Annotated in this window: 28 protein-coding genes; 9 read left to right on the top strand and 19 right to left on the bottom strand. The window is 34.4% G+C overall.

Features of this window, described 5'->3' with window-relative positions:
• Window positions 1-42 precede the first annotated feature (42 nt).
• The 9 genes from ACXAGJ_RS03785 to pdxA form a co-directional block, all read right to left on the bottom strand.
• Window positions 43-501 (bottom strand): 3-oxoacyl-ACP synthase, encoded by a 459-nt coding sequence (locus ACXAGJ_RS03785; RefSeq protein WP_474837277.1) that lies wholly within the window; start codon window positions 499-501, stop codon window positions 43-45.
• The gene (gene mtgA / locus ACXAGJ_RS03780) at window positions 482-1,183 is read right to left on the bottom strand and encodes a monofunctional biosynthetic peptidoglycan transglycosylase (protein WP_474837275.1); all 702 of its coding nucleotides are present in this window, start codon (window positions 1,181-1,183) and stop codon (window positions 482-484) included. Before mtgA ends, ACXAGJ_RS03785 begins: the two co-directional genes overlap by 20 nt.
• Before the next feature lie 15 nt (window positions 1,184-1,198).
• Window positions 1,199-2,311, bottom strand: a complete 1,113-nt coding sequence (locus tag ACXAGJ_RS03775) for an NAD(P)/FAD-dependent oxidoreductase (protein WP_474837273.1) — start codon at window positions 2,309-2,311, stop codon at window positions 1,199-1,201.
• Between the two features lie 34 nt (window positions 2,312-2,345).
• Window positions 2,346-3,698, bottom strand: coding sequence for an acetyl-CoA carboxylase biotin carboxylase subunit (gene accC / locus ACXAGJ_RS03770; protein ID WP_474837271.1), 1,353 nt, complete (start codon window positions 3,696-3,698; stop codon window positions 2,346-2,348).
• Between the two features lie 85 nt (window positions 3,699-3,783).
• Complete coding sequence (accB, locus tag ACXAGJ_RS03765) at window positions 3,784-4,278, bottom strand: acetyl-CoA carboxylase biotin carboxyl carrier protein (RefSeq protein WP_474837269.1); 495 nt, start codon at window positions 4,276-4,278, stop codon at window positions 3,784-3,786.
• 27 nt (window positions 4,279-4,305) lie between these two features.
• On the bottom strand, window positions 4,306-5,301 hold the full coding sequence (locus ACXAGJ_RS03760; protein WP_474837267.1) for a beta-ketoacyl-ACP synthase III: 996 nt from the start codon (window positions 5,299-5,301) through the stop codon (window positions 4,306-4,308).
• Window positions 5,302-5,568: 267 nt separating this feature from the next.
• Window positions 5,569-5,766 (bottom strand): 50S ribosomal protein L32, encoded by a 198-nt coding sequence (gene rpmF / locus ACXAGJ_RS03755; protein ID WP_073316151.1) that lies wholly within the window; start codon window positions 5,764-5,766, stop codon window positions 5,569-5,571.
• A 10-nt stretch (window positions 5,767-5,776) separates the two neighbouring features.
• Window positions 5,777-6,319, bottom strand: a complete 543-nt coding sequence (locus tag ACXAGJ_RS03750; RefSeq protein WP_474837265.1) for a YceD family protein — start codon at window positions 6,317-6,319, stop codon at window positions 5,777-5,779.
• A 161-nt stretch (window positions 6,320-6,480) separates the two neighbouring features.
• Window positions 6,481-7,554, bottom strand: coding sequence for a 4-hydroxythreonine-4-phosphate dehydrogenase PdxA (gene pdxA / locus ACXAGJ_RS03745; RefSeq protein WP_474837263.1), 1,074 nt, complete (start codon window positions 7,552-7,554; stop codon window positions 6,481-6,483).
• Between the two features lie 87 nt (window positions 7,555-7,641).
• Between pdxA and ACXAGJ_RS03740 the strand changes: the two genes are divergently transcribed.
• Window positions 7,642-8,229 (top strand): riboflavin synthase, encoded by a 588-nt coding sequence (locus tag ACXAGJ_RS03740; RefSeq protein ID WP_474837261.1) that lies wholly within the window; start codon window positions 7,642-7,644, stop codon window positions 8,227-8,229.
• Window positions 8,230-8,231: 2 nt separating this feature from the next.
• On the opposite strand, the gene ACXAGJ_RS03735 is transcribed toward ACXAGJ_RS03740, so the two are convergent.
• Both ACXAGJ_RS03735 and ACXAGJ_RS03730 read right to left on the bottom strand, forming a co-directional pair.
• Complete coding sequence (locus tag ACXAGJ_RS03735; RefSeq protein WP_474837259.1) at window positions 8,232-8,858, bottom strand: hypothetical protein; 627 nt, start codon at window positions 8,856-8,858, stop codon at window positions 8,232-8,234.
• Between the two features lie 75 nt (window positions 8,859-8,933).
• Window positions 8,934-9,089, bottom strand: coding sequence for a hypothetical protein (locus ACXAGJ_RS03730; protein ID WP_474837257.1), 156 nt, complete (start codon window positions 9,087-9,089; stop codon window positions 8,934-8,936).
• Between the two features lie 427 nt (window positions 9,090-9,516).
• On the opposite strand from ACXAGJ_RS03730, the gene ACXAGJ_RS03725 reads away from it, so the two are divergent.
• The gene (locus ACXAGJ_RS03725) at window positions 9,517-9,855 is read left to right on the top strand and encodes a hypothetical protein (RefSeq protein WP_073316156.1); all 339 of its coding nucleotides are present in this window, start codon (window positions 9,517-9,519) and stop codon (window positions 9,853-9,855) included.
• A 93-nt stretch (window positions 9,856-9,948) separates the two neighbouring features.
• Here the strand turns inward: ACXAGJ_RS03725 and ACXAGJ_RS03720 are convergent, their stop codons facing one another.
• From ACXAGJ_RS03720 to ACXAGJ_RS03690, 7 genes are all read right to left on the bottom strand, one after another.
• On the bottom strand, window positions 9,949-10,524 hold the full coding sequence (locus tag ACXAGJ_RS03720) for a TetR/AcrR family transcriptional regulator (protein ID WP_474837255.1): 576 nt from the start codon (window positions 10,522-10,524) through the stop codon (window positions 9,949-9,951).
• Between the two features lie 33 nt (window positions 10,525-10,557).
• A complete protein-coding gene (locus ACXAGJ_RS03715; RefSeq protein ID WP_474837253.1) occupies window positions 10,558-11,496 on the bottom strand; it encodes a lipid A-modifier LpxR family protein in 939 nt (312 codons plus the stop codon).
• A 117-nt stretch (window positions 11,497-11,613) separates the two neighbouring features.
• Window positions 11,614-12,696 (bottom strand): adenylate/guanylate cyclase domain-containing protein, encoded by a 1,083-nt coding sequence (locus ACXAGJ_RS03710; protein ID WP_474837251.1) that lies wholly within the window; start codon window positions 12,694-12,696, stop codon window positions 11,614-11,616.
• Between the two features lie 15 nt (window positions 12,697-12,711).
• A complete protein-coding gene (locus ACXAGJ_RS03705) occupies window positions 12,712-13,155 on the bottom strand; it encodes a hypothetical protein (protein ID WP_474837249.1) in 444 nt (147 codons plus the stop codon).
• A gap of 13 nt (window positions 13,156-13,168) precedes the next feature.
• A complete protein-coding gene (locus ACXAGJ_RS03700) occupies window positions 13,169-16,288 on the bottom strand; it encodes an efflux RND transporter permease subunit (protein ID WP_474837247.1) in 3,120 nt (1,039 codons plus the stop codon).
• Between the two features lie 5 nt (window positions 16,289-16,293).
• Window positions 16,294-17,601: a TolC family protein gene (locus tag ACXAGJ_RS03695; protein WP_474837245.1), complete on the bottom strand. Its 1,308-nt coding sequence runs from the start codon at window positions 17,599-17,601 to the stop codon at window positions 16,294-16,296.
• Window positions 17,601-18,674: an efflux RND transporter periplasmic adaptor subunit gene (locus ACXAGJ_RS03690; protein WP_474837243.1), complete on the bottom strand. Its 1,074-nt coding sequence runs from the start codon at window positions 18,672-18,674 to the stop codon at window positions 17,601-17,603. Before ACXAGJ_RS03690 ends, ACXAGJ_RS03695 begins: the two co-directional genes overlap by 1 nt.
• 447 nt (window positions 18,675-19,121) lie before the next feature.
• Here ACXAGJ_RS03690 and ACXAGJ_RS03685 point away from each other — a divergent pair, with 447 nt between their 5' ends.
• The 5 genes from ACXAGJ_RS03685 to ACXAGJ_RS03665 all read left to right on the top strand — a co-directional run bounded on the left by ACXAGJ_RS03685 (window position 19,122) and on the right by ACXAGJ_RS03665 (window position 23,362).
• Window positions 19,122-20,000, top strand: coding sequence for a helix-turn-helix domain-containing protein (locus ACXAGJ_RS03685; RefSeq protein WP_474837242.1), 879 nt, complete (start codon window positions 19,122-19,124; stop codon window positions 19,998-20,000).
• Between the two features lie 572 nt (window positions 20,001-20,572).
• Complete coding sequence (locus ACXAGJ_RS03680) at window positions 20,573-21,823, top strand: tyrosine-type recombinase/integrase (RefSeq protein WP_474837240.1); 1,251 nt, start codon at window positions 20,573-20,575, stop codon at window positions 21,821-21,823.
• Window positions 21,824-22,284: 461 nt separating this feature from the next.
• Complete coding sequence (locus tag ACXAGJ_RS03675; RefSeq protein ID WP_474837238.1) at window positions 22,285-22,509, top strand: hypothetical protein; 225 nt, start codon at window positions 22,285-22,287, stop codon at window positions 22,507-22,509.
• A gap of 100 nt (window positions 22,510-22,609) precedes the next feature.
• Window positions 22,610-23,017 (top strand): hypothetical protein, encoded by a 408-nt coding sequence (locus ACXAGJ_RS03670; protein WP_474837236.1) that lies wholly within the window; start codon window positions 22,610-22,612, stop codon window positions 23,015-23,017.
• A gap of 48 nt (window positions 23,018-23,065) precedes the next feature.
• On the top strand, window positions 23,066-23,362 hold the full coding sequence (locus ACXAGJ_RS03665) for a hypothetical protein (RefSeq protein ID WP_474837234.1): 297 nt from the start codon (window positions 23,066-23,068) through the stop codon (window positions 23,360-23,362).
• 9 nt (window positions 23,363-23,371) lie between these two features.
• On the opposite strand, the gene ACXAGJ_RS03660 is transcribed toward ACXAGJ_RS03665, so the two are convergent.
• Window positions 23,372-23,722: a hypothetical protein gene (locus ACXAGJ_RS03660; protein WP_474837233.1), complete on the bottom strand. Its 351-nt coding sequence runs from the start codon at window positions 23,720-23,722 to the stop codon at window positions 23,372-23,374.
• Between the two features lie 221 nt (window positions 23,723-23,943).
• On the opposite strand from ACXAGJ_RS03660, the gene ACXAGJ_RS03655 reads away from it, so the two are divergent.
• Window positions 23,944-24,183 (top strand): hypothetical protein, encoded by a 240-nt coding sequence (locus ACXAGJ_RS03655; RefSeq protein ID WP_474837231.1) that lies wholly within the window; start codon window positions 23,944-23,946, stop codon window positions 24,181-24,183.
• A gap of 646 nt (window positions 24,184-24,829) precedes the next feature.
• Entirely contained in the window at window positions 24,830-25,327 is a 498-nt protein-coding gene (locus ACXAGJ_RS03650) for a hypothetical protein (protein ID WP_474837229.1), read from the top strand.
• Window positions 25,328-25,714 lie beyond the last annotated feature (387 nt).

The following is a 25,714-nucleotide window of genomic DNA, read 5'->3' as shown; positions in this document are numbered from 1 at the left end:
CAGATCTTTATTTTTGAATATAATCACCATTCAAAAAAAGCATCAGGATACTGATTGTATAGTAATTTCTGCAGTGTTGAACACAAAATGATCTTCAGGGACTTTACCTAATAACAGACGTCCAATAGGAGAATTAGCAGCAATAGCAAAATAGGAAGTGTCGTTTACCAGTAGTTGCCCAGCAGAAATACTTATAAAATAGTTCCCTTTTGATGTAGTAACCAAACTTCCTAAATGTACAGGTTGAGAGGAGATAGTAATATCAATTTTGGCTAGTATTTCTTGTAACTTTTGTACTTCGGCAAGCTGTTTTCCAGCTTTTTCGCGTTCTAGTTGTAACATGGCACGACCGGTTTCATGCTTATCCCCTGCAGTACTTTTTGTTTCCGAAGTTAGGGATTCCTGGATGTCACTAATGGTATGTTGGATGCGTTCTAACCGTTGAGCTACATACTGCTTGCATTGATTGTATAGCTCAAGTTTAATGTCCTCTGTATTCATTTTGTTGTGGCTTATCAAATACTAAGGTACCATAATTACGCATTTGAATAAAGATCCATTCCGCTCTTTTTTGTGTGTAAGAAGATGGAGGGTTGGCAAGATATTTACGAGGATTAGGTAATATGGCAGCTATGGCAACAGCTTCTTCTCTGTTAAGATTAGCAGCGGTAGTATTATACCAAAACTTTGCTGCTGCTTCGGCACCATATATCCCATTTCCCATCTCGATGCTGTTAAGGTATATTTCAAGAATTCGTTCTTTGGTCCACAGCTTTTCGATCAGAAATGTAAAATAGACCTCAAAACCTTTGCGAACCCAGCTTCGCTGAGGCCAAAGAAATACATTTTTTGCGGTTTGTTGTGAGATGGTGCTTGCACCTCGTAATCGTTTGCCAGCCTTATGTTCGGCGAGTGCTTTTTCTATAGCTTCTTGGTCAAAGCCGTTGTGCTCCATAAATCGTTGATCTTCGCTGCAAATCACTGCTAACTGCAGTGTTTTTGAAATTTTGGATAAGGGTACCCATTGGTGCTGAATGGTATGTTGTTTTTCGGATTGTAGTTTGCGTATACCCATTAGTGGAGTAGCCGGTACATCAATCCATTTGTAGGCCAGTACCCATAAAAAACTAATGACAATAAATGCAACCGTACTTTTGACTATAAACCGAAAAAACTTTTTCATAACATGCATCAATTATTACAAAAGATCTGCTAATTCTGTGCCAACTTGAGTACCGATGGCAACTCCCATTCCTCCTAGGCGTACACCACAATACACATGATCAGAGATGGGTTGAACAATAGCTTTTTTACGATTGCCTACACCCATTATGCCGCTCCAGCGATGCTCAATTTCAAAATTAGTATCTGGTAAAATCACCTCATATAAAAGCTGTTCTAATTTGTTTTGTATTAACGGTGTTTGTTCTAATTGAGTGGTTTCTTCAGTTTTAAAATCAAGATTTCGTCCTCCCCCCAAGAGGATTCGGTTATCAATATTTCTGAAATAGTAATACCCCTTATCCAGATGGAAAGTGCCTTTGATATGTAAATTTTTGATTGGTTGGGTAATCAGTACCTGAGCTCTGGCAGGTTTCACCTTGGTGATGCCCAATTGAGAGGCAAAACCGTTGGTTGCAATAAGTGCTTTGTTGGTATAGAACGTAAAATGTTCGGTTTTTATTTCTACAGCAGTGTTAAGATCTTCAATTTGAGTTACTTGGCAAGCGCTTAGGATTTTGATATTTTGCTGATGCACTTTCTGTATCAAGGCATCCATCATCTTGCCGGTATCAATCTGACCTTCGAACTGATTTACAATGTATTGCGAATGAATATTCTTGAAATCAAAGTGATTTTCTGAAAGGAAGAAGGTGTCTTTTTTAAAAATAGGACGCAACAATTCGTTAATCTCCCCTTTTCTAGACAAACATTCTTCAAACAATGCCATGTCTGTTTGGGCAAATAATTCGTACCCTTGATGGGCTTGATAATCGATGGCTTGATCTCCCAAAGTTTCTCGCAGCAAACTTAAACCATGATATCTTTTTTGAACAAGTTGTAACAGCTCTTCTTCAGAATGAGTGTTGAGGTCATCCAAGATTTCAGATAAGCTCCCAAAACAGGCAAAGCCCGCATTTTTGGTGCTAGCGCCGTTGGGTAGTATACCTCGTTCTAGAATTACAATTTTGGCACTAGGGAATTTCTCTCGTACCCTAAGTGCACAAGAAAGTCCTACGATACCACTACCTATAATGGTGAAGTCGATATTGGATAACCATGTTTTATATTCCCAATAGCTTAAATTCATAAAAAAAGCCTCTTGGTAGAGGCTTTGGATATTATTATTGTTCTTTTGGTTCTTGCATTTCAAAGTCCTCCATAAACTTTGTCGTATAATTACCAGCAACATAATCTGGATGATCCATAAGTTGTCTGTGGAAAGGAACAGTAGTTTTTATTCCTTCGATAATGAATTCATCCAATGCTCTTTTCATTTTATTGATTGCTTCTTCTCGTGTTTGAGCCGTGGTAATCAATTTTGCAATCATAGAGTCATAATTAGGAGGAATAATGTATCCACTATATACATGGGTATCTACTCGAACACCATGCCCTCCTGGAATATGTAAATTGGTGATTTTTCCTGGCGAAGGTCTAAAGTCCTTATGAGGATCTTCAGCATTAATTCTACATTCGATAGAGTGTAATTGCGGATAGTAGTTCTTTCCTGAAATTGGCACTCCTGCAGCGACCAATATTTGTTCACGGATCAAGTCATAATCTACAACTTGTTCTGTAATAGGGTGCTCTACCTGAATACGAGTATTCATTTCCATAAAGTAGAAGTTTCTGTGTTTGTCTACAAGAAATTCTACCGTTCCCGCACCTTCATATTCGATAAATTCTGCTGCTTTGATAGCGGCTTCTCCCATTCGATCTCTCAATTCGTCGGTCATGAATGGAGAAGGAGTTTCTTCAGTAAGTTTTTGGTGTCTACGTTGCACCGAACAATCTCTTTCAGATAAATGACAAGCGCGTCCGTTACTATCACCTACTACCTGGATCTCGATATGCCTTGGCTCCTCGATAAGCTTTTCCATATACATATCATCATTTCCAAAGGCAGCTTTACTTTCTTGTTTAGCAGACTCCCATGCGGCTTGTAGGTCTTCTTCTTTCCATATGGCACGCATTCCTTTTCCACCACCACCGGCACTTGCTTTTAGCATCACAGGATATCCTGTTTCTTTAGCTACTTTTACACAAGTTTCGAAGTCAGGAATAACGCCTTCACTTCCTGGTACACAAGGAACTCCTGCTTTGATCATGGTTGACTTTGCAGAAGCTTTATCTCCCATTTTATCAATCATTTCTGCACTGGCACCAATAAATTTGATTTGGTGTTCTTCGCAGATTTTAGAGAATTTGGCATTCTCTGATAAGAATCCGTAACCAGGGTGTATTGCATCTGCATTTGTAATTTCTGCAGCAGCAATAATATTTGACATTTTTAAATAAGATTCGGTACTGGGGGCAGGTCCAATACAAACGGCTTCGTCTGCAAATCGAACGTGTAAACTTTCGGCATCTGCTGTAGAATAAACCGCAACAGTTTTGATTCCCATTTCCTTACAGGTTCTGATTACCCTCATGGCAATCTCACCTCTATTTGCAATTAGAATTTTTTTAAACATAACTTCTTAAAAATTACAATTGTCCAAAAAGCAAATTCCAGGGTTGTTTACCTTTTGGAATTTGATATTTGAATTTTGGGATTACTTATGATGGGTCTACTAAGAAAAGAGGTTGATCAAACTCTACTGGAGAAGAATCATCAACAAGAACTTTTACTATAGTACCAGAAACTTCACTTTCGATTTCGTTGAAAAGCTTCATCGCTTCAATAATACAAAGTACATCTCCTTCTTTTACGCTATCTCCAACTTCTACAAAAGTAGGTTTGTCTGGAGAAGGTTTTCTGTATAAAGTTCCAATGATTGGAGATTTGATTGTAATATATTTGGAATCGTCTTCTGCAGGCTTTTCAGTCGCCGCAGGCGCTGCTGGAGCAGCTGGTGTTGGAGCAGCTTGTACTGGTGCAGGTTGAGCAGGCACGGCGCTACCAACAGGAATCTGTTGAACGATCGTAGTCTCCTTGCTGTCGTCTGATGCAGTTTTAATGGTGATTTTAACGTCATCCATCTCTAATTTTACTTCGCTGGCCCCTGACTTGGCTACGAATTTAATCAAATTCTGAATTTCTTTTAAATCCATAATATTGGGTATTGTGTGTTTAGTTGTTTAGGAATTATAGGCCCATTTCAGATAAATAGAACCCCATGTAAAGCCTCCTCCGAAAGAGGCAAACACGATATTATCTCCTTTTTTGAGTTGTTTTTCATAATCATGCAACAATAATGGTAAGGTGGCCGAGGTGGTATTACCATATCGCTGTATATTCATAAGGACCTTATTTTCGTCAAGTCCCATTCGATTAGCAGTTGCATCAATAATTCGTTTATTAGCCTGGTGAGCAACCAACCAATCTACATCATCTCCTGTTAGATTGTTACGTTCTAAGATTTTGGTACTGGCATCAGCCATATTAGACACAGCATATTTAAATACTGTTTTACCGTCCTGTTGCACAAAATGCTGTTTATTGGCTACGGTTTCTGCCGAAGCAGGTAGGATAGAACCACCAGCTTCGATTTTTAGGAATTCTCGTCCTACGCCATCGGTACGCAAGTACTCATCCTGAAATCCATATCCTTCTTCGTTAGGTTCGAAAAGTACAGCACCTCCACCATCACCAAAAATGATACATGTAGCACGATCAGTATAGTCTATAATAGAGGACATCTTATCGGCACCGATAAGTAATATCTTTTTATATCTTCCTGATTCGATATAGCTTGCTGCGGTAGACATTCCATATAAAAAGCTGGAACAAGCTGCTTGTAAATCGTAAGAAAAAGCATTAACTGCTCCTATAGCAGAAGCTGCAAAGGCTGCAGTTGCAGCTACCGGAAGATCTGGTGTTGCGGTTGCAAAAATAACCATATCGATCTCTTTGGGATCCAGGTTCCTTTTGGCGATAAGATCTTCGGCTGCTTTAATGCCTAAGTAAGAGCTCCCTTTATCAGTATCTTTTAATAATCTGCGTTCTTTAATACCTGTACGGGTGGTGATCCATTCATCGTTTGTGTCAACCATTGTTTCCAAAATCTGATTTGTTAACACATAATCTGGCACATACGCGCCTACAGCTGTGATAGCGGCTGTGATTTTACTCATATCTTGATTTTAGTTTCATCTGAGCAATTTTGCTTCAGATGGAATTCACCAATTGATGCTTTACACTTCTGTAAAGCAAGGGTTTACCTTAAAAAAATATTTAGTTCATCTCATGAATCGTAGCACAAAAATGAGCTAAAAAGTCGTTGAAATTACTAAATTATATACAAATATGGCGCAAAATAATTGGATTTTGACACATATTCAACTAAAAACAAAAAAACTCTCACAAAAGTGAGAGCTTAGTTTAAAATTTTAACAGTAGCTTTATGCTACTTCCTCTTCGGTATTATCGATTACTACCTGCCCACGGTAATATAATTTACCTTCGAACCAGTGTGCTCTGTGATATAAATGTGCTTCACCAGTAGTAGGATCCGTAGCAATTTGTGGTACAGAAGCTTTATAATGTGTTCTTCTTTTATCTCTTCTAGTTTTCGATATTTTTCTCTTAGGATGTGCCATTGCTCAGCTATTATTTATCGTTTAATAAGTTTTTTAATTTATCCCAACGAGGATCTGTCTCCTCATTATCATTTGTTTCTTTATTTTTTTCCTTTGGACTTAGCTCTTCCAACTTTTCGAGTATGTCAGACTGTAAAGTACCATCTTCAACACCAGGGTGTACTCTTTTTGAAGGCACACCTAATACAATAAGTTCGTAAATATATTGCTGTACATTCACTTCATATTCTCCATGGGGGATAATAAGAAGCTCTTCATTTTCATCATTAAATTCCTGACCAAATTTAATTACCAAAAAGAAATTATCTTCTACAGGTAAATCAAAAGGTTCATTAGTGACATCGCAATTTACATTTACCGTACCGCTGGCTTTAAACTCAAGTTCTAAAAGCGTTGCTTTTTTGTTAAACTCAAGATCAATAGTTATTCCCGCAGCATTAAACTCATCATACTCAAAATGTTCAAAGAACGTATTGTCAATCTCATACTTGAAGCGATGCAATCCTTGCTTCAATCCAACAAAAGGAATAGTATACTCTTTTAGTTGTATCATTCTATCACCAGTTTCAAGCGTTGCCAATTTAATTAAGGCGGGTGCAAAGATAACAAAAATTCGTAATTAAAGTATTTTTGTAAACAAAATTATATCAGAAAGTTAGTGAATTGATAGGTTGCTTACAAAAGTGCTTGGAAATCGATGTACTTCTTTGCTGTTTAAGCTTGTTGTTGATTGTTTTTGTTTTGTGGTTTACGAGGTTGTTTTTTTAATGGATTTTTGGTCAAGTCCTGATATTCGTTTCTATTCTTATAAATTTTTAAAGCGGCAAATACTGCTTCTTTAAAAGAGCTATTGTCAGCTTTGTTTTGTCCAGCAATCTCGAAGGCTGTCCCATGATCTGGAGAGGTACGTACCTTGTTCAATCCAGCCGTATAGTTTACCCCTTTGCCAAATGATAAGGTTTTGAAAGGAATCAACCCCTGATCGTGATAAGCAGCAACAATAGCATCAAAAGCTTTATAATTATCCGAACCAAAAAAGCTGTCGGCTGCATAAGGACCAAACACCAACTTACCAGAATCTATAATCTTTTGAATAGTTGGTTTTAAAACTTCTTCATCTTCTTTACCAATTACGCCATTATCTCCACTGTGGGGATTAATACCCAGCACAGCAATTTTTGGTTTGGCTATAGCAAAATCCTGTTTTAAGGTGTGATGTATCGTATTGATTTTTTGCTCGATAAGCTCTGGAGTTATGGTTCCTGCTACATCTTTTACAGCGACATGATCGGTAAGTAACCCTACTTTTAAGTCGTCTGTAATCATAAACATCAAACTGTTACCTTGTAATTCCTGATCCAGATAATCGGTGTGACCAGGAAATTTGAATTCGTCGGATTGGATGCTACTCTTATTAATAGGAGCGGTGACCAATACATCGATTTCATCATTTTTAAGCGCCTGGGTTGCGGCTTTCAAAGATTTGATAGCATAACTTCCTACTTTTTCATCTTCTTCGCCAAATTTGATGTCCAACGGCTCTTTCCATACATTAAGGACATTAATTTTTCCATCTAAGATTTGAGAGGTCTTATCGATACCATGAAGATTGATATTGGTTTGGTACTTTTTCTTAAGAAAAGAAAGAATCTTTACCGATGCGAAAATTACAGGAGTGCAAAAATCCAGCATTCGAGAATCCTGAAAAGTTTTCAGAACAACTTCGCTTCCTATACCATTTAAATCACCTATAGAAATTCCTAATCTTATTTTTTTTTCTTTCTTCATTATATAAAGTACTTAATCTGTATTTTTGAAGTCCAAAATCAAACCTCAAATAGTAAGGTCACAAATTTAATTAAATAATTCGCATTTATGTTTACTGGGATCATTGAAGAATTAGGAACGATTACTTCCTTGAAGAGCGATCATGAAAATCTGGATATTACTGTACAATCCAATTTTACATCAGAGTTAAAAATCGATCAAAGTGTAGCACACAACGGAGTTTGTCTTACCGTGGTTGCTATCGATGGAGATCATTATACGGTTACAGCGATTAAAGAAACTCTGGATAAGACTAATTTGAATGATCTGAAAGAAGGAGCTATTGTAAATCTGGAAAGAGGAATGAAGCTAGGTGATCGACTGGATGGACATATCGTGCAAGGCCATGTAGATCAGACCGCAGTTTGCAAATCAGTAGCTGAAGCTGATGGGAGCTGGTATTTTACTTTTGAATATGACCCGGGCCTAAATAATATCACCATAGAAAAAGGATCAATTACGGTAAATGGAGTAAGCCTCACGGTGGTGAACTCTCAAAAAAATGAGTTTAGTGTAGCGATTATTCCATATACTTATGAGCATACCAACTTTAATACGTTTACTGAGGGTACGGTGGTCAACCTGGAGTTTGATGTGATTGGAAAGTATGTAAAACGCATTACCGAATTGCAATAGGATTATTGACGTTCGTACCTTGAATAAAACCATAGTTTGGGAGAAAGATTAGGGTCGTCTCCCGAATAATAGCCCCATCCAATAATTTCATAATATTCTTGAGATACGGTTTCTTTGAAGTATTCGATTTTTTGAGGATTTTGTTCGTTGCGTTGCCAAATAATGGTGTTTTTTCCTTCGGTGCTACCACTATGAATAACGGTTTCGTCTGGTTTTCTAACCACACACCATAACTTTCCGTTCTGTATCTTATTAACTCCCTGGCTTACGATTTTTTTGCCAGTATCTGGGTAGTAATCGGTAATCGTTACTTTCTGAAAATATGGAGTATCTGATTGATATACTTGCAAAACATCAATACTATTTACTTGCGTTAATCCTTTTTTTTGAAGGCTGGCTTTGCTGATGTTTTTTAAGTTTATTTGGTCTTTAGACACTTGTTGTTGATCCTCAAAAACCAGAAACTTACCTTTCCAGGTACCATCAAGGATTTTATAGACATTTTGAAGCTCTTGGTCCGCAGCCGTGACTTTTGGTTGAGTTTCAATATTATCAATAGGAACTTTGTTCTGGCAACTACTGTTTATCCAGAACAAGACAAATACATATATGTGCCATTGTTTTATCATATCAATGTCATATACGGTATTTTGGTTTTAAATTAGAAGTGTAGTGTACTGGGGTAGGCAGAAGTAGAAAAGATGTTACATCAATTCTACTTCATTAAATTTAAATAGTGACACTTTGTCCCTTCCGATCTTTAGGAGTACACCTCCCAGATCATTTAAATTTGAGCAGGATTGAAAATCCAATACTTTACCAAAATACTGGCTTTTTGTATCAATTACTTTATACTGCATAACTTACAATTTGATTCGTATTTCCCAATTTCTTTATTCTAGTCGTTCTTTCCCCAAAAAACATACCAGATAATATCAAATTCGTGAGGTAAATGTAATAGGCAATGTTGGGAATCAAAAAAAAACTTATTAGGTTTTATTAACAACATTTCAAGGATTTTGGATGTAAGTGTCTGTTTTGCAGAGATTTTGGGACTGAAAACCGAAATATTAGCTAAATTTAATTTTTGGAATTATTCCAAATTTTGTATCTTTGTTTTGGAATAATTCCAATTATCTCTAGGTAGACCTCAGTTATAATTTTAAGAGATTTTCACCTTTTATTAAGTTATTTTTTGGATCTGATGGCATGCGATTTGCAAAATTAATAGTAACCAAATCGTATGACTATGATAATAGAAGTACCTAATGAAAATGATTTTAGGCTATGAGTGGTATTAATTATGAAATACAAAACAGAAAATTGCAATCGTATAAACATACGTTTGACTATAACTTTTGTAAGCGAAAGTATAACGAGTATGCTTCTATGGACTTAAAGAAGTTTCAGAAGTGTTTAATGGATCCCAAGAAATTGGGTGAGATTGGTCATTTGTGTTCTTTTATTCTATGGGTCAAAAACAAAGAAAAGCATGAGTACCGAGATACCCTTGGGGATTATGGATTAATCCATTTATTGTTTCACTGCTTAGAGAGTGAACATCACGCCAAAATACATGGTGAATATATCCATATGTTGTTTAAGGAAGATATCAAATTGGTGTAATTAATTACAAATTATATAAAAGCTGTTTCTTTTAAGGAACAGCTTTTTTCTTATATGAAATAATGGTTGTACTAACGGATTAGCATTAATGATTTAATTCTTATTTAAGCCTATGTTTTCCTGTTTTGCATAAGCGAGTAATGTTGTTAACATTGTCTCTAAGAATTGACTGTCATTCATTTTTTCTGGATAATTAGGTAAAGTATATCTTCTCTTAATCGAAACTCTAATAAAAGCTAAAATATTGATTAGTCGCTCCTTTTGATTTTTTGAGGTGGCAATTTCATCAACAATGCATTGAAAACCTTCAGAATAAATCTCCCTTTCTGTGATCATCATTGCGGTATTAAAATCTTTTAAATTCTTTAACTGTTCAAACAAGTGAGAGTTGAAAAACGTTTTAGCATTTTGATTTAATTGCTTAATTTGAAAAACTAGTTTCTGAATTTCTGAAGAATTAAGGGTTTTTATGTCTCTTAGTAAACCGATAAACTGCTTCTTGTACAAGTAAAAGACCTCAAATAACATAGCATTTTTGGATGGAAATAACTTGTAAAGGCTTTTTTTGGAACATTTTAAACGTTCAGATAGCTTATCCATTGTTATTGTTTCATTATTGCTTTGCAATAATATACTGTATACATCATATAATATTAGTTCTCTATTCATGTCAAATCTGTTATTTGTTTTTGTAATTAATGATTACCATCTATATGCAGTTGAAAGCGTTATATAAATGTGATTATCATTACTTTCAATTTCCCCTTGATTGTAGAAATACCTTGCTTTAAACATCCAGTGATTTTTGGAATAATTAATTCCGAAAAAAGCATTAAAAATCAAATTGTTAATTTCATCTTGAGTAAAGATGGAATCATCTTGGAAAATATCTCCTTGAATCGTTGCATTATACGCTGAAAGTTTCAACCTCGCTGACGCTTCAATAAAAAATTCTTTTTGCCCTGATTTGGACAGCAACCCATTATTTAATGCGATGGAACGACCGATAGTATTAAATTTTCCCAAACGAAATAAAAGTGCGGGCTCCGTATAGATAAAGATGTTTCCTATTGAGTTATCAATAACCAGACTCAAATCAAATTTTTTACCGGTTTTAAACGTTTTGGCATATTCCATTCTAAAGTTGATTCCCAAAATATCACCAATTTGATTATTCCAGCCATCTAGGGTTTGATCTCCTGATATTTCTCGATGGAACCAGTTTTGAATATTCCCGGCATAGGAATGAGGGCCCAGTATTCCCACATCTGCTCCAAGTTTTATAGCTTTGTTTGGATAGGAAAAACTACTGAAGTACTCGAAATAACTCCAGCCTGCATATGGTCGTTCCATTACATCTGTTTGATCTTCTAAATACCCGGGGGTATAGGCCTGCATATTGAACCCGAAGTTATGATAACTTGCCGTTGAACTAGGGAAGTACTTTTTCAAAAAGTTAGTTTCATCGCTTCTTCTTCTATAATCCAAGTGGATTCCATAAGTGTAATATCTATCCGAACTAGAATGCCAAACGAAAAAATCATTAGATGTGCCTGCTTCTATCTCATGATTATATTTTTGTTCCTGAGAGTACATTTTAGTACATACGATAAGGCAAAATACCCCGAAAAAAGTATTCATTATTTGATTAAAATTATTCATCGTATTAATGTTGTTAAGGCGGGTGATTGATTCATTTTTTTTGCTGAGATAAAGATTATTGCTACTACTGATTTAATAGTTATAATTTAAATATTTTTATGCATGAAACACGGCACTATTCTGGTTTTTTCCTCTCAATTTTAAATCTATCAAAAATGTTGGAGTAAAATGTTTTATGTTTGAAATCGATTCCAAATATTTTTGTGTAAACAAAATCCCTTTATTGTATTTTTTGCATAATTCTAATAATCGTGCTGTGGTGTTAACTACATCACCATGATATGCCAGTATTTTGTTTTTCCTACCTACAAGAGATGAAGCAACAAATCCAGTATGCACAGAAGCTTTAAATTTTGGAGTAATTCCAAACGTAGTTTCATAAAACTCCTGTTTATTTATTAAGCATTCGGTTATACAGTTATACATCAGAATGGCTTGGCCGTTTTTATCAATTTTTGGAGACCAGGTAAGTATAACTTCATCACCTACATATTGATATACATCGTATTTAAAATCTTGTATTGCTGCTAAAATATCACTAAAACATTGCGTGATAAACCTACTGTATTTGGTATGTCCTAAAAATTCTGCTATGTAAGTAGAGTTGTTTAGGTCGATAAACAAGAAGGATCTTTCCTCTTCTCTGACTTGAGAATACTTTCCAACTAAAAAATTAAAGAAGACAGCTTCCCCAAAGTTTTGACGAAGCTGTCTTACAAAACAAACCAAAAAACCAATCATGAAAAAATAACCAATGAATGAGATAAAAATTTTAGTAATTATAAATTGATTACTATAGTTCCAAGCCAGATCTAATCTGATATCGTGGGCAAAATGAAGGAATAGAAACCTTATGAGAATACCGTTTACTATTATGATCGCAAAAATTGCCAAAATCCAAAACAGTTGGAATAACCGTTTATGTAGTTGTTTTTGGAGAAAAAGAGCCAAATAAGTTTGAAACAAAATAATCTGTATACCAATAGCTAATCCTAAAAATGAGACTTCGCTATAAATTTCTTCTAAAGAATAAACCGTATTAGCCTGAGCAATTAATTGGTCTAAGTTTGTGAGCCCTCCTGTTTTTAGAAAAACAAAGAAATTAGCTCCTCCAACAAACAACAGTAAAACGATACTGTATTCAATCATGGTCTGGTATTTTATTTTTTCCAAATTCATTTAAGCTGTTTTAAATCAATTGACATTTGCAAAACTTCTTTTTTTAAAGCTGCTTCCTGTACGGGTTTTATATCCTAAATCCAAAAGCTCAAGAAATCCGGAATAGGTAATAAAAATCAACCCTACAGATCTTAGAATAGCAGGCAAAATAGAATACCAAACTTCACCTGTACCTCCATACCATTTTAACCCACCAAATACAATATGAAAAATTAATGCTCCCAGCACAACAGGTATCAAAACAATACCTCCAAACAAGCGAAGTATTATATTTCTGACTCCAAAAAATAGCAATACACCACCAATGATCTCAATAAATGATATGATCATTTCTATCCATTTTGGTATTGAATACGCCTTAAAAACACCTATAAAATCATCATCCAGTATTTTAAATAATGCCATAGACAAAAACCATAGGCTTAAGAGGTAGCATATTACCATTTTTGAAGTCTTCATATGAAGGGGGGGGTTATGAAATGGATAATTCTAATCGGTTTGCCTCTTTACTTTGTTTCTTAGGCTTGAGCCAGAGATAATACATAAGAGGTATGATATAAAGTGTCATAAACATGGACCACATCAATCCAATACAAAGTACACTTGCCAATGGAGCCCATAAAGGAGACCCTCCTATAATCATTGGTACTACACCAATCGCTGCAGCCGAGGCTGTTAGAAAGATTGGACGCATTCGTCGTTGTCCTGCCAAGATAGATGCTTTACGTATATCATAACCATGATCTCTAACCAGCTCATCAGCATAATCCACCAATATAATCCCGTTACGAACAACAATACCAATCAAACTAATGGTACCCAAAAAGGCTGTAAACCCAAAAGGGTGGCCAAGTCCAAGCAGCCCAATCGCTGCTCCCGGAATAGCAAGAATAAATGTGGATAGCACAATGAGGGATTTTTTAAAGTCTTTAAATTGAAACATTAATGTCAAGAAAATCAGAAGTATACTAGTCAACAATGACATCAATAGATTAGGCATATTACTTTCAGTGTCTTCCTGATCTCCACCATATGCAATAGATACTCCATCTGGAAGATCCAGTTCCTTTATTTTAGGAGATGCGTCCGCTAAAATTTCAGATGCAAACCTTCCCATTTGTGCTTCGGATCTTACGGTTACCGTTCTAAGTCCATTACGTCTTACAATACGACCGGGCATCCATTTTGGTTCAAAACTTGCTACTTGGCGTAAAGGTACTGTTGTACCATGGGGTGTAGGTATATATATGTTTGCCAAATCATCAAAATCTTTACGATAAGTCTCTTCAAGTCTCATAGATACATTTACTGGTTCATCACCTTCCCAATATGTAGTAACAGGAAACCCATTAACGAACCCTCCAATAAAAGATGAAATACTTTCAGAAGTTAGTCCTACACGATTAGCTTCGGTTTCATCGATGTTTATCCCTATACGGTAGTATTTTTCTCTCCAGTCTGTATGTAACCAATTCGCACCTTCTGTTTCTGATAGAATATCGTATACCTGTTTTGCGGCCCATTGTATGCTATCCATATTTCGACCTATGACACGTACTTCTATTGGAGTTGGAGCTTCTTGATAACTTAGCTGACGAACCCTTACGGTAGCTTCCGGAAATTTATTGGCTAAAGTTGTTTTATAACTGTTTAGTAACTCATCCGATTCATGTGCTCCTTTGGTTTTTATAAAGAGTTGTGCATAATTCTCTGCAGGCGGTTCTGGAGCATAAGTAGCGTGAAAACGAGGTGAAGATTCTCCGACAAAACTACTGATACTTACTATACGTTCATCAGATTCAATATAATTCTCAATTTTTCGAACAATTTCTTCTGTTTTTTCCACGGTTGCGCCTTCTGGAAGCCATACTTCTAGGTTGAAAACGTCTCTTTCTAATTTTGGAAAAAATTCCTGTGGTACTTTTGAAAAAAGAAACAAACCAATACAAATAGTTGCTGTTCCCACTAACATAGATACACGCCCATTGCGAAATACCCATTCTAATGATTTATCATATGCACCTTGTACCTTATCAAGAACAGAAGGCTTTTTATCTTCTGTTGGCTCCTCCTTGCTGTGCACTCCTTTTTTAATAAACAAGTAACATAAATATGGCGTAAGAAATATGGCTACGACAAATGACATACCTAAGGCCAAGGAAATTACTATTGGCATTGTAAAAATGAAATCAGATGTAATACCATCCAGTAAGAACGCTAAAGGCATGAAGGCAAACACAATAGCAGCAGTTGCAGTCATTATTGGAACGAATAATTGTGTAGCACTCTTCCATGCTGCTTGCCATCGATCCATGCCTTCATCTAGTTTTTCTATATAATTATCTACAATGATTACCGCATCATCCACAACCATTCCCAAACAAATAATCATTCCTGCCAATGTTACGCTATGAATGGCTAATCCCATAAAATTAAGAAAGGCAAATGTGATAAGAATAGAAACGGGACTGGCTATGGCAGATACGGTGGCCATTCGCAATGGTAGAAGTATCATAATAACAACAATTACTGCTATTACTGCTATGGCAAACTCTAAGAAAAAGTGATTTACTGCAGAGGCCACGATAGTAGGTTGCGAATGTATCATCTCAATTTTGGCATCTTCCGGGATTCTATTTTTGGCCTTAGCTATCGCTTTATCAAGGTCATTTCCAAAATCTACAATGTTATACCCTGGTTGCATTTCGACTGAAAGAGCCAAAACATTTTCATCATTTTTGATTATTTTTTGCTGCAAATCTGCATATCCTCGTATTAAGATTGCTATGTCTTTTAATCGTACAGTCTTTCCGTTTGGTTCATAATACACTATTTGATTTTCTAATTGTGATACACTTTTGTATAGTGCATTTGTGTTTATAGGTACGTTGAACTGGTTGGCGTTTAATTCACCTGTGCCTTTTATGGTATTTTCTTGTTGAATAGCATTGGCGATTTGCTGGAAACTTAAACCATAACGAGCCATTTTCTCGGTACTTGTGGTAATTGTAATTTGCTCTTGTTGTACACCTAGTCTATTTATTTTTGAAGCTTTTGAAAGTGTTTTTATTTCATCTTCTAGTATTTCTAAAAACTCTTTTTTCTCTGCATAAGAATGTCTTTCTGATGAAACAGAGACAATTATTGCCGTAGTCTCTCCAAAATCACTATTTAATATAGGGCCTACAACACCTTGGGGTAAGTTTCTGCGAAAAGTAGCCAAACCGCCCCTTATCTTAGACCAGACGATATCCAAATCCTCGTTCTTTATATGATCATGTACATCTATGGTAATAACAGATCTTCCTTCACGAGTTACCGAATAAGTATCTTCTTTGTCAATTTCTTCAAAACTAAAAAGGAATTCTTCCAGTTTTTTAGTCACTTGTTCCTCTACTTGGGTAACATCTGCTCCTGGATATAAGGAATACACTACCGCTTGTTTGATGTTGATTCTTGGATCCTCACTACGTTCCATTGTCAATAGTGAATAGATACCAAAAACTAGAAATAGTCCGAATATGGCAAAAGTGACTTGCCTGTACTTCATCGCTAGTTCGATGATATTTGGTTTTTTATTTTTATGTTCCATGATTTTTAATTTGAAAGTTTTCCTAATGTTCTCAAATAATTTGAATGGCTTAGTTGCTCTTGAACACGTGCATTGATATAATCAAGTTGTGATTCTTGATAAAGTGCTTCAGCTTCGAGTACTTCTTCGGATGTTATTGTCCCGGCATTATAATTATCATTAATAATGCGAGCATTTTCTTCGGCTTGAATTTTCGATTTTTCAGAAAGGGTTACATTAATTTTGGCCTCGTCGATCTTATCAATGGCTTGCTGCAATTCAATTGAAATTCCTTTTTTAGTTTTCTGTTGGTTCAATTCCAATTGTTGTGTTTCAATGCTATTTCGTTTTAAACGGTGCTTTTTCTGGCCCCAGTTAAAAACCGGAATATTAAGACTTACGAAGGCTGCACCAAACCCTTGATCTGTTTCGATGGCTCTAGGGTCTGTTTCTTCTCCTGTATAATAGTAGCCTCCCAGGCTAAGATTCAACTGTGGTCGGTAATCAGATTTAATTAATTTTTCTTCAGTCTTCTTTGCTTTTAAGGAATTTCTTAGAACTTCAAGCTCTGGTCGTAACAGATACGAGGTTTCTTTATCTTCAATAAAGTTATATTGGACTAAAGGACTACTAAATTTTTCTACAACATCAAAGTCAGTATTGTCTTTTCCTATGGCATACGCTAGCTGCAACTTTGCTAAATTTTTGGCATTAGTAGCTACTTCTACATTGTATTGTGCTCGATTTTTTTCAACCTGAGTTTCCAGTAAATCTGTTTTGTTAACAATACCTGCTTTGAAGTAATTATCAATTTTAACTTCAAGGTCACTTAGAGTTTTTAAGTACTCCTCTGCAACAACGATTTGTTGACCTGTAGCAACCACTTGCCAATACAATTGTTCGACGTAGTACAACAACTGTTCGTCAGAAAGTTTCTTTTTATTCTGACTAATCTCTTTTTGAATTTTTGCCAGATCCAATAGTGCTTTAAGCTTCCCGCCATTATAAATAGGTTGGTCAATGGATACGTCACCAATAACACTGTATCTTGCAAAGCTGGTAAGAACAGGGTTGTCTGTAAACCCTGATCCGGTAGAAGAGGCAGACACAGATGGTAAAAGACGCGTCTTACTTTCTTTGATAGCCTGTTCTTTGGCCTTTATCTCTGCAGAAGCTATAATAGCATCTTCATTATTAAGTAATATTAATTCTTTACACTCTTCAAGAGAAATTCTATTCAGATTAAGTTTCTGTGCAGCGATTTCATTGATAGAAATCATCATCAATGCAAGAAACAAAAGGCCTCTCACTTTTATATGTATTCTAGTGTTCATTATTTCAAAGTATTTTGAGCTGTAATTGAAGATTTACTCTGACCAACATCGCTTACCAAACTTCCGTCTTTTAAGTGTTGATGCCCATCGGTAATAATAGTTTCGTTTCCATTCAATCCGTCAACGACTTCGACTGATGTTCCTGTAACTTTTCCTACTTTAATACGCTTTTTTAATGCTCGATTATCCGATGCACTATAGACAAACACATGAGGTACATTTTTGGCAGACATTACAATTGCATTTCCGGGAACGATGATCTGCTCTTTTTCTTGAAGTGTTTTAACATTGATAGTCACCAACATTCCATCTTTTAAAATTCCCTCTTTATTATCGATAATCGCTTTTACCTGGTATGATCTTGTTCTGGTATCAGCTACGGTAACAATTGATGATACTTGAGCTATCACATTTTTATTGTTTAAAGAAGTTACGCTTGCGTTTACTTCATCGCCTACACGAAGGTTGTTTATTTCGTTTTGAGGAACAGAAAAAACAATTTCAAGATCAGACAGATTAGCAATTTCATATACGGGTTGTCCTTGTTGGACAATAGTACCTATCTGCTGTGCTTTTTTGTATATAATTCCATCAAATGGAGCGTATAATTTAGCGTCAGAAACCTTTTTTCTTGCAATTTTAACTAATGCATCTGCACTTAAATAACCTGCTTTTGATCGGATGTAGTCGCTCTCGGGAATACTGTTTTTTTGATACAACTCTTCCATTCGCTGATAGGTGTCTTTGGCTTCCAAAAGTGTTGCCTGACGAAGTAATAATTCATTTTGATAATCCGTTGCATTCAATGATGCCAAAAGCCCTCCTTTGCGCACTGCTTGTCCTTCTTTTACATTCATTTTTTGTATCATTCCTCCGACTAAAAATGAAAGTGTGGATTTTTGATCTGATATAATTTGCCCGCTATATGAGAAATGAGCAAACCCTTTGTTTGGTGAAATTTTTTGTGTATTCACATTTGTCGTTACACTTAATTCACTCTTGTCTTCTTTGTGATTGCAACTTTGCAACCCAACTAAGACGATTACGATAATAATTCTTGATAATAATTTCATGATATTAACTTTTATATGACTAACAAATAAGTGAAGCTTATAAAGCCTATGTATTGATTCAAGCGACAGCTTTACAATACCAACCTATGATCTAATTGTTTAGAAATGTGTGACATTTATCAAATTCAGCCTATTGACTAAAACAGGGTTTTGTTCATAGTTCATTTCTGTTTTTTTTGCATGACATGCAGTTTTCTTTATTTCGATATTTTCCATGATTCCAGATTGTTTTTTATCGTTTATAGTATTTGATTTTTAATGTGATTTTATCAACAATGATGTTGATGTGACTTTCACTATTTCAAGATTATGAAGCAAAATTACCATTCAAAAGGCTCAATAAATGGTATTAAACTTCATTAAAATGGTAAATATGAAACATTTGATTTTTTTACCTTTTTTATGGTACTATTCATGTCTATATTTGTTTTATAAAAATTTTGAACAATGAAAGACATACCTTTATTAAAACTGAATAGTGTAGTTCTCAATATGGGAGAGAGGGTTAGCAATGGAGATAACTTTTCTATTTTTGAAGTAAAAGACACCCCTGAACGTCTGAAACAACAAGATCCTTTTAGAAATGACTTTTATGCGATAATCTTTATTTTAAAAGGAACACTTAAACTTTTAGTGGACTTCAATCATTATGCGATCACACCAGGAATGATTTATTTTGTAACCCCAGGGCAAGTACTTTCTACTATTAGTGTTCCTGAAGAGGGTTTTGGAATTATGTTTAAGAAAGATTTCATAATGCGTCAGGGCGCAGCAAAATGGCTTCAAGGACTACCAATGTTTCATAGAATTCACAGTGCGCCTCATTTAAATATCTCACTTACATCTGATGAAAGATTGACATTCTATCTTCAAGAAATGCTCAATGAATATCAAAATAATGAATCTTATAAATATGATATGATTAAGGCTAACCTGATATTAACCCTAGTATACTTATCGCGCCTTTATAAGATAGAACAGGGGGAAGAGCATAAGGAGAGCAATCATGTTATTTTGCGTTTTGAGTCCTTAATAGATGAACATTATCAAGATATAAAGTCCGTCAAAGAATATGCAGAAATGTTATATATGACACCACAGAATCTAAACCGGGTTACCAAAAAGATTACAGGGAAAACCGCGAGTGATTTGATTAATGAAAAAGTATTGATAGAAATTAAGAGGCATCTGCTTTATACTGATAAGAGTATTGAGGAAATTGCATATCAACTTAATTTTTTTGATAACTCTTATTTTACCAAGTACTTTAAAAAAGCAACAGGGATGACTCCTAAGAATTTTAGAAATACAAATCGTAATCAATGATCAAAAGCACAGTTAAAAACCATAGTTTTTTAGAATTTATAGTTATGTGATAATGATTATTAGTAAGTTGAGTAAGCGGTGTGAATCAGTAATTAATGTTGTTAAGGTACTTTTTTTGTAGTACGAAATAATTTCTTTGGTAAGGAAAAGTAGACAGTATCAAAAAATGAAACTGATAGGTTTTATCTTCACATGATAAACTCGTTTATCATGACCATAAAAATCACCCAGCTTTTGCTAAGGTTTTGTTATAAAGTGGTCCCACTTGGGCTCCCTTCGGCTCGTTACCTCGCTCGGGATGAACTTCTCGCCCGAATTAAGTTTATTCAAACAAAAAAGCTGCTTCTATAAAAGAAACAGCTTAATTTACTATAGGTGGTCCCACTTGGGCTCGAACCAAGGACCCCCTGATTATGAGTTGGTTTTTAATGATTTGATATTTCTGTAAAAAACTTGAAAACCTTTGTTAATAAAGGGTTTAAGAAAGTTTAGTCTTAATTTTTCTTGCGGTTTTGTATGCATATTTTGTAAGTTTGTATGCAAATCGTATGCACATTATATGCACAGCAATTATGACAAACGAATATTCAATATCTATATATCTAGATAAGAGAAGAGAGAAAACTAATGGTAAATTTCCAGTAAGGTTAAGAGTTTTTGTTTCGAATCCTAGAAAACAAAAATTGTACCCAACTTCATTCGATTTTACTACGGAAGAGTTTGAAAGTATTTGGAAGACAATAAGGCCAAGAAAAGATCATAAAAATGTAAAATTGAAATTACAGGCTATTGAAAATAAGGCGAATGAAGTAGCAAGTAAGATTAAGCCTTTTAGTTTTTCAGAGTTTGAAAAGAAGCTTTTCAGAAAAAAGCATGATGGAATAAAGATAGATTACCATTATAAAGAACGAATAGAAGATTTTAAAAAACAAAATAGATTATCTACGGCAGATTCTTATAATTGTAGTAAAAATGCATTAAAAAGGTTTGTTGAAAAAGAAAATAAAAGTTTTAAGAATCTTACGTTGTTTGATGTCAACAAGGAGTGGTTGGAGGGTTTTGAGAGATATATGAAAGATGCTGGTCGATCTGTTTCTACTGTTGGAATTTATTTAAGACCACTTAGGGCAATTTTTAACAAGGCAATTGATGAAGGAGAGATTGAAAAAGAGTTTTATCCTTTCGGGAAACGGAAATACCAAATCCCAACATCCAAAAAGGTTAAAAAAGCACTTACTAAGGAGCAAATGAAAAAGATGTTTAATGCTATACCGAAAAACAAAGAACAGGAAAAAGCTAAAGATTTTTGGTTCTTTTCGTATAACTGTAATGGGATGAATATGAAGGATATTGTAGCTTTAAAGTATAAAAATCTTACTGATAATACGATTGTTTTTTATAGATCAAAAACATTATTCACGTCAAAAACAGCGTTAAAGCCAATTACAATATACCTTAATGATTACACCAAATCTATAATAAGTAAATATGGGAATCTCAATAAATTATCGGATAATTATGTTTTCACAATTTTGGATGGAAATGAAACTGAAGAGGAAAAACAAATAAAGTCTAAAAATTTCACAAGGTATGTGAATCAACACATAAAAAAATTGTGTGAAGATAATGAACTTCCTCAAGAAATCTCTACATACTGGGCTAGGCATAGTTTTGCGACACTATCCATACAAAAAGGAGCATCTATGGAATTTATGCAGGAAAGTCTGGGGCATAAAAATATGGCTACTACCCAGGCATATTTTGCAGGGTTTGATGATGAGACAAAAAAGGAATTCGCACAAAATTTGATGTACTTTGATTAAGTGAGCTTTTCCGTTTAATTTTTCAGTCGACTTGCGACATATGCTAATATGTTACCAAAGATTCTTCTAATTAGGATAATTGTTAATTTAGAAAAGTAAAGAAAGCATGACTTTTTGTTTTTGGAGAAGGAATGAAAAACGATAAAATAATTTGTACTAAATATTAAATAGCCTAGTTATCCAGAAATAACCAAAACTGTTTTGATAGACTCATCAAAAAATGTTTCGATATGTTTATTTAGTTTTGATTTGTATGTTAATGTTTAGAAAAAAATACGAGGTAAACCCGTAATAAGAATTTGTTACTTTTTATTTACTTTGCCTAAGTAACTAATATGACTAGCTTTACCCCAATTGTCATAATCCAGAACGATATGTTTAGATTTTAAATCTTTGTTTCAATTATATTTTAACTAATCTATAATTGGTATTTTTAGTTAATAACCATATAGATTATTCGAATGAACAAAGTATTTTATTTTTTAACAGTATTGTTTTTTGGTTTGATTTTGAGCAGTTGTGAACAAACAGATTTAAGTGATGAAACCGGAATCAAACTCGCCATTGACAAAGAAGATGTCGAACCACCAGGGGGACAAGGTAGTGAATCAAATTCAGAAGAAACATACCTTCAGAAAATCGACAAAGAAAACGTGGAGCCACCAGGAGGACAAGGAGGTAAATGATATTGATTATAGCAAAAAAGTTGATAAACTTTATCTAATAGAAAGAACCGGGTATTTCTTGATCTTAGCTAGTGGGCTACTCCCATTTTTACACTCATTTGTGAAATTTGAAAAGCTAGAAGAAAGATTATTTGGTTTTACTAGTGTACAATCTTTTTTATACTCATTTGGGGTGCATCTTAGTATTTTATTTTTGACTATAGGTGTGCTCCTTGTGATCTCTCCTGTTTCCAGTCCGCAAAAATACAAAGCAGTACAGCATCATTTAAAATACGCTTTAATTTCTCCATTTATTTCAGCTATTTTCTACGCTTCTTGGGTGTTTATTCCAAATGTAAATTATGACTTACTAGCTTATATCTTCTTGTCTTTATTCTTATGTGTCATTTCTGTACTGATCTATAAAAAAATCAGTAATTACATTGAAGCTCTTAAGGTTCTAAGTAAACATAAAGAAACGGTACTAAACAACGGGCTAAGTTATCTGAAAACTAAGCTTAAAAATTAAACCTCTTGAAAAGAAAGGACTTTATACAATACAAAGGCGAGCCCAAAAATGTTAAACAGGATAATAAAAAGAATAAGGAATCACAATGATTTTGTGTCCAGACATAGGAAAGGCGAGATTAGTAATGAGGAATTTGAAAACTTTTTGATTGATGAAATCGAATATCTAGAACGAGATCTCGAAGAAAAATTAAATGAGAAACTTCTAGAAGAAGAAAAAAGGCTTTTGAAGACTATTACTATAATTCGAAAAATTATTGAAGAAAACGATATTGAAAAATCTGAATTGATAAATTTGATTCACTCCGAGTTTAATTCCTTATACTTGAAAAAGTACATCTTGTAGATTCCATTTTTAAGATTTGGATTTAGTGCTGTAAATTCTGTCTATTAACTCCGGAAGTTTATCGTTAAGCATTATAAGTGCATGTCGCTCAATCATTTTTCTGATTTTTGGTATTTCCATGAGTTCATCTTCATATTCAAGTACAGCATTAGCAAGGTCATTTAGTTGATTTTGAGGTGTGAAACTATTCTTTTTGTCACTATCAAAATCCTCAACAAAAGGCTCTCCAATTCCTTTGAGTAGCCAATTATAATCCAAATAAGGAACTACTTCACATATCTCTTTTGCAAAATCCGGAGTAATATCATTTCTACCTTTAATGATATGATCCACTTTGGTACTGGCAGAAAGTCCCAACATTTTAGTAGAAAATTTGTTTTTCGAAACTTTTAAATGATCAATAACAAATAAAATTCTTTCCCCCGGAGTCATAATTAGTGTGCGTATGATAAGATTTTAAAAATCTTTAGATTTATTTTGAAATGTTTAGATATGTTTTGTATATTTGGATATGTTTAGGTTTATTTGGTATATCGACCTGCAAATTTACCAAATAAAATTACAAAAAATTGATCAATTAAATGAAGTTACCAGAATTGGCTCATGCGATACGAAAAGAACTTAACTCCAATGAAATTAAAGAGGCGGCAAAAGAATTTGGGTTATCTCATTTTTACTTTACACAAAAGATAAAATCAGTGGATACTAGCAAACAAGAATTATTAAGAGCAGTAGAGTGTTTACTGAAGATTCATAACGATAAAAATGAAAGAGTTCAGATGCTTTATCAGCAATTTTTGAATGTATACGACAATGAATAAAATAAAAGATGTATTAACCTCAAAATTAACTTTCTAATATGGAGACCTTTGCTTTAGAAAAGAATAAAACAGAAAACGTTTTGTTTTCCACATATTTTACAGCTACCTGCATTAAAGATAATCAAAAGGCAATAAGAAAATATAACAAAATAATTGCCGAGCTAGAATCAAAAAGTGTGTATGAATCCTTGGAGATCAGCGAAAAATTAAGGATACAAAATACGATTATTGCCTTTCTACAAACAAGACTCTACCCGTACCCCCAAATTGTTGCCTTCGTTGTTAAACTGATAAACAATAAAAAACATCAAAACAAGGATATCAGAACAAGTTAAAACCCCTTGAGGTCCAATTCCTTTATTGATTTAAGTTAACATAGCATAATAGAAAACATACCCAAAATGAAATTACTTTATAACAATACAGTTTAGTTTGTGTACCCCATTAGTAAAGAGATATCTGGCATTTTTTAAGGAGATAAACCATACTTTGAAATCGCTATTTTGGCTCGTCAAGTTTCTGCCTGTTTTTAGTGAACACCCCATTTGTTATTATTTCAGAGTATAGAAGAAAAGTGCCAGTATATCTTCTTTAAATACTATCGTCATATCCTATGCATATTACTAATCTATAACCCTTTTAGTATATGACTACTTATCAGGATAAAATTTTAAAGAAATGCGTGAAGCAATTTGATGGCATGACCAAGATAGATGCCTATGATATTCTCTATAAAATAGAATCATTACTTATCGAAGAGAGTTCTCCCATTGAATATAAAAGTATAGAAAGGACTATTGAAAAGGCGTATGACATTAAAAATGTATTACCAGTGGGTAGTCATTCGTATTGTTATCTAGAGGACCAATGTCATTATATGCAGATCTATACCTTTAGATCTGAGTACCCAACTTTTCTTGGAGGAGAGCGCACCTACTTTACCATTTATAATGATTATCAGATGATGCCTTTTGATAACAAAGCAGTTAAAGAGGCTTTTAAGGATACTAACATTGGCTATATCCTTGATGATTTTCTAAGAGACAATCATGTAAAGAAGCGGAATACGAAAACCAATCGATTCGTTTTGTTGGAGTTATTTGATCAGATCGATCTGCCTTATAAAATGGTAGATTCCAAATAAATACAGTACAACATAATATCACTAAAGTAAGTCTCAAGAAAAGTAAACTTCAATCCCTGTTTCTATGATTACAGATTTTTTATATGACGATATCGTCCCATTTCGGGATGTCCCGATCCCGGATCCATAACTCAATTTATGCTTTTTGTAATGCTGGGTGTTTGAGTATTTTTTTACTAGTTGTAGTTTAATGAGATCTATTAAAGAAGCTAGGTTATCGATCTAAAAAACAAGACTTACTATGTCCCTGATCTAATAGATTGTTCCTTTTGTCGAAAAGGGTATTTTTCCCCTAATATAATCAAAGAGAATCCATTAGGTTTGCACGCGAAAACAAATAAAGAAACCCAAAATAAAATTTGAGATTGCTATGCAAGGACTATCCCT

The sequence above is a fragment of the Aquimarina sp. AWH4_224 genome, from assembly GCF_056160245.1.
This window is presented reverse-complemented; position numbering and strand designations above follow the sequence as displayed.

Excerpts from the sequence above, each read along its gene's own strand:
- rpmF (WP_073316151.1), bottom strand. The coding sequence starts at position 5,766 with ATGGCACATCCTAAGAGAAAAATATCGAAAACTAGAAGAGATAAAAGA.
- ACXAGJ_RS03700 (WP_474837247.1), bottom strand. The coding sequence starts at position 16,288 with ATGGAACATAAAAATAAAAAACCAAATATCATCGAACTAGCGATGAAG.
- ACXAGJ_RS03785 (WP_474837277.1), bottom strand. The coding sequence starts at position 501 with ATGAATACAGAGGACATTAAACTTGAGCTATACAATCAATGCAAGCAG.
- accB (WP_474837269.1), bottom strand. The coding sequence starts at position 4,278 with ATGGATTTAAAAGAAATTCAGAATTTGATTAAATTCGTAGCCAAGTCA.
- ACXAGJ_RS03705 (WP_474837249.1), bottom strand. The coding sequence starts at position 13,155 with ATGAAGACTTCAAAAATGGTAATATGCTACCTCTTAAGCCTATGGTTT.
- ACXAGJ_RS03730 (WP_474837257.1), bottom strand. The coding sequence starts at position 9,089 with ATGCAGTATAAAGTAATTGATACAAAAAGCCAGTATTTTGGTAAAGTA.
- accC (WP_474837271.1), bottom strand. The coding sequence starts at position 3,698 with ATGTTTAAAAAAATTCTAATTGCAAATAGAGGTGAGATTGCCATGAGG.
- ACXAGJ_RS03680 (WP_474837240.1), top strand. The coding sequence starts at position 20,573 with ATGACAAACGAATATTCAATATCTATATATCTAGATAAGAGAAGAGAG.
- ACXAGJ_RS03715 (WP_474837253.1), bottom strand. The coding sequence starts at position 11,496 with ATGAATACTTTTTTCGGGGTATTTTGCCTTATCGTATGTACTAAAATG.
- ACXAGJ_RS03695 (WP_474837245.1), bottom strand. The coding sequence starts at position 17,601 with ATGAACACTAGAATACATATAAAAGTGAGAGGCCTTTTGTTTCTTGCA.
- ACXAGJ_RS03740 (WP_474837261.1), top strand. The coding sequence starts at position 7,642 with ATGTTTACTGGGATCATTGAAGAATTAGGAACGATTACTTCCTTGAAG.
- ACXAGJ_RS03760 (WP_474837267.1), bottom strand. The coding sequence starts at position 5,301 with ATGAGTAAAATCACAGCCGCTATCACAGCTGTAGGCGCGTATGTGCCA.
- ACXAGJ_RS03655 (WP_474837231.1), top strand. The coding sequence starts at position 23,944 with ATGAAGTTACCAGAATTGGCTCATGCGATACGAAAAGAACTTAACTCC.
- ACXAGJ_RS03710 (WP_474837251.1), bottom strand. The coding sequence starts at position 12,696 with ATGAATTTGGAAAAAATAAAATACCAGACCATGATTGAATACAGTATC.
- ACXAGJ_RS03690 (WP_474837243.1), bottom strand. The coding sequence starts at position 18,674 with ATGAAATTATTATCAAGAATTATTATCGTAATCGTCTTAGTTGGGTTG.
- ACXAGJ_RS03750 (WP_474837265.1), bottom strand. The coding sequence starts at position 6,319 with ATGATACAACTAAAAGAGTATACTATTCCTTTTGTTGGATTGAAGCAA.
- ACXAGJ_RS03650 (WP_474837229.1), top strand. The coding sequence starts at position 24,830 with ATGACTACTTATCAGGATAAAATTTTAAAGAAATGCGTGAAGCAATTT.
- mtgA (WP_474837275.1), bottom strand. The coding sequence starts at position 1,183 with ATGAAAAAGTTTTTTCGGTTTATAGTCAAAAGTACGGTTGCATTTATT.
- ACXAGJ_RS03675 (WP_474837238.1), top strand. The coding sequence starts at position 22,285 with ATGAACAAAGTATTTTATTTTTTAACAGTATTGTTTTTTGGTTTGATT.
- ACXAGJ_RS03725 (WP_073316156.1), top strand. The coding sequence starts at position 9,517 with ATGAGTGGTATTAATTATGAAATACAAAACAGAAAATTGCAATCGTAT.
- ACXAGJ_RS03775 (WP_474837273.1), bottom strand. The coding sequence starts at position 2,311 with ATGAATTTAAGCTATTGGGAATATAAAACATGGTTATCCAATATCGAC.
- ACXAGJ_RS03720 (WP_474837255.1), bottom strand. The coding sequence starts at position 10,524 with ATGAATAGAGAACTAATATTATATGATGTATACAGTATATTATTGCAA.
- ACXAGJ_RS03660 (WP_474837233.1), bottom strand. The coding sequence starts at position 23,722 with ATGTTGGGACTTTCTGCCAGTACCAAAGTGGATCATATCATTAAAGGT.
- ACXAGJ_RS03685 (WP_474837242.1), top strand. The coding sequence starts at position 19,122 with ATGAAAGACATACCTTTATTAAAACTGAATAGTGTAGTTCTCAATATG.
- pdxA (WP_474837263.1), bottom strand. The coding sequence starts at position 7,554 with ATGAAGAAAGAAAAAAAAATAAGATTAGGAATTTCTATAGGTGATTTA.
- ACXAGJ_RS03665 (WP_474837234.1), top strand. The coding sequence starts at position 23,066 with ATGTTAAACAGGATAATAAAAAGAATAAGGAATCACAATGATTTTGTG.
- ACXAGJ_RS03735 (WP_474837259.1), bottom strand. The coding sequence starts at position 8,858 with ATGATAAAACAATGGCACATATATGTATTTGTCTTGTTCTGGATAAAC.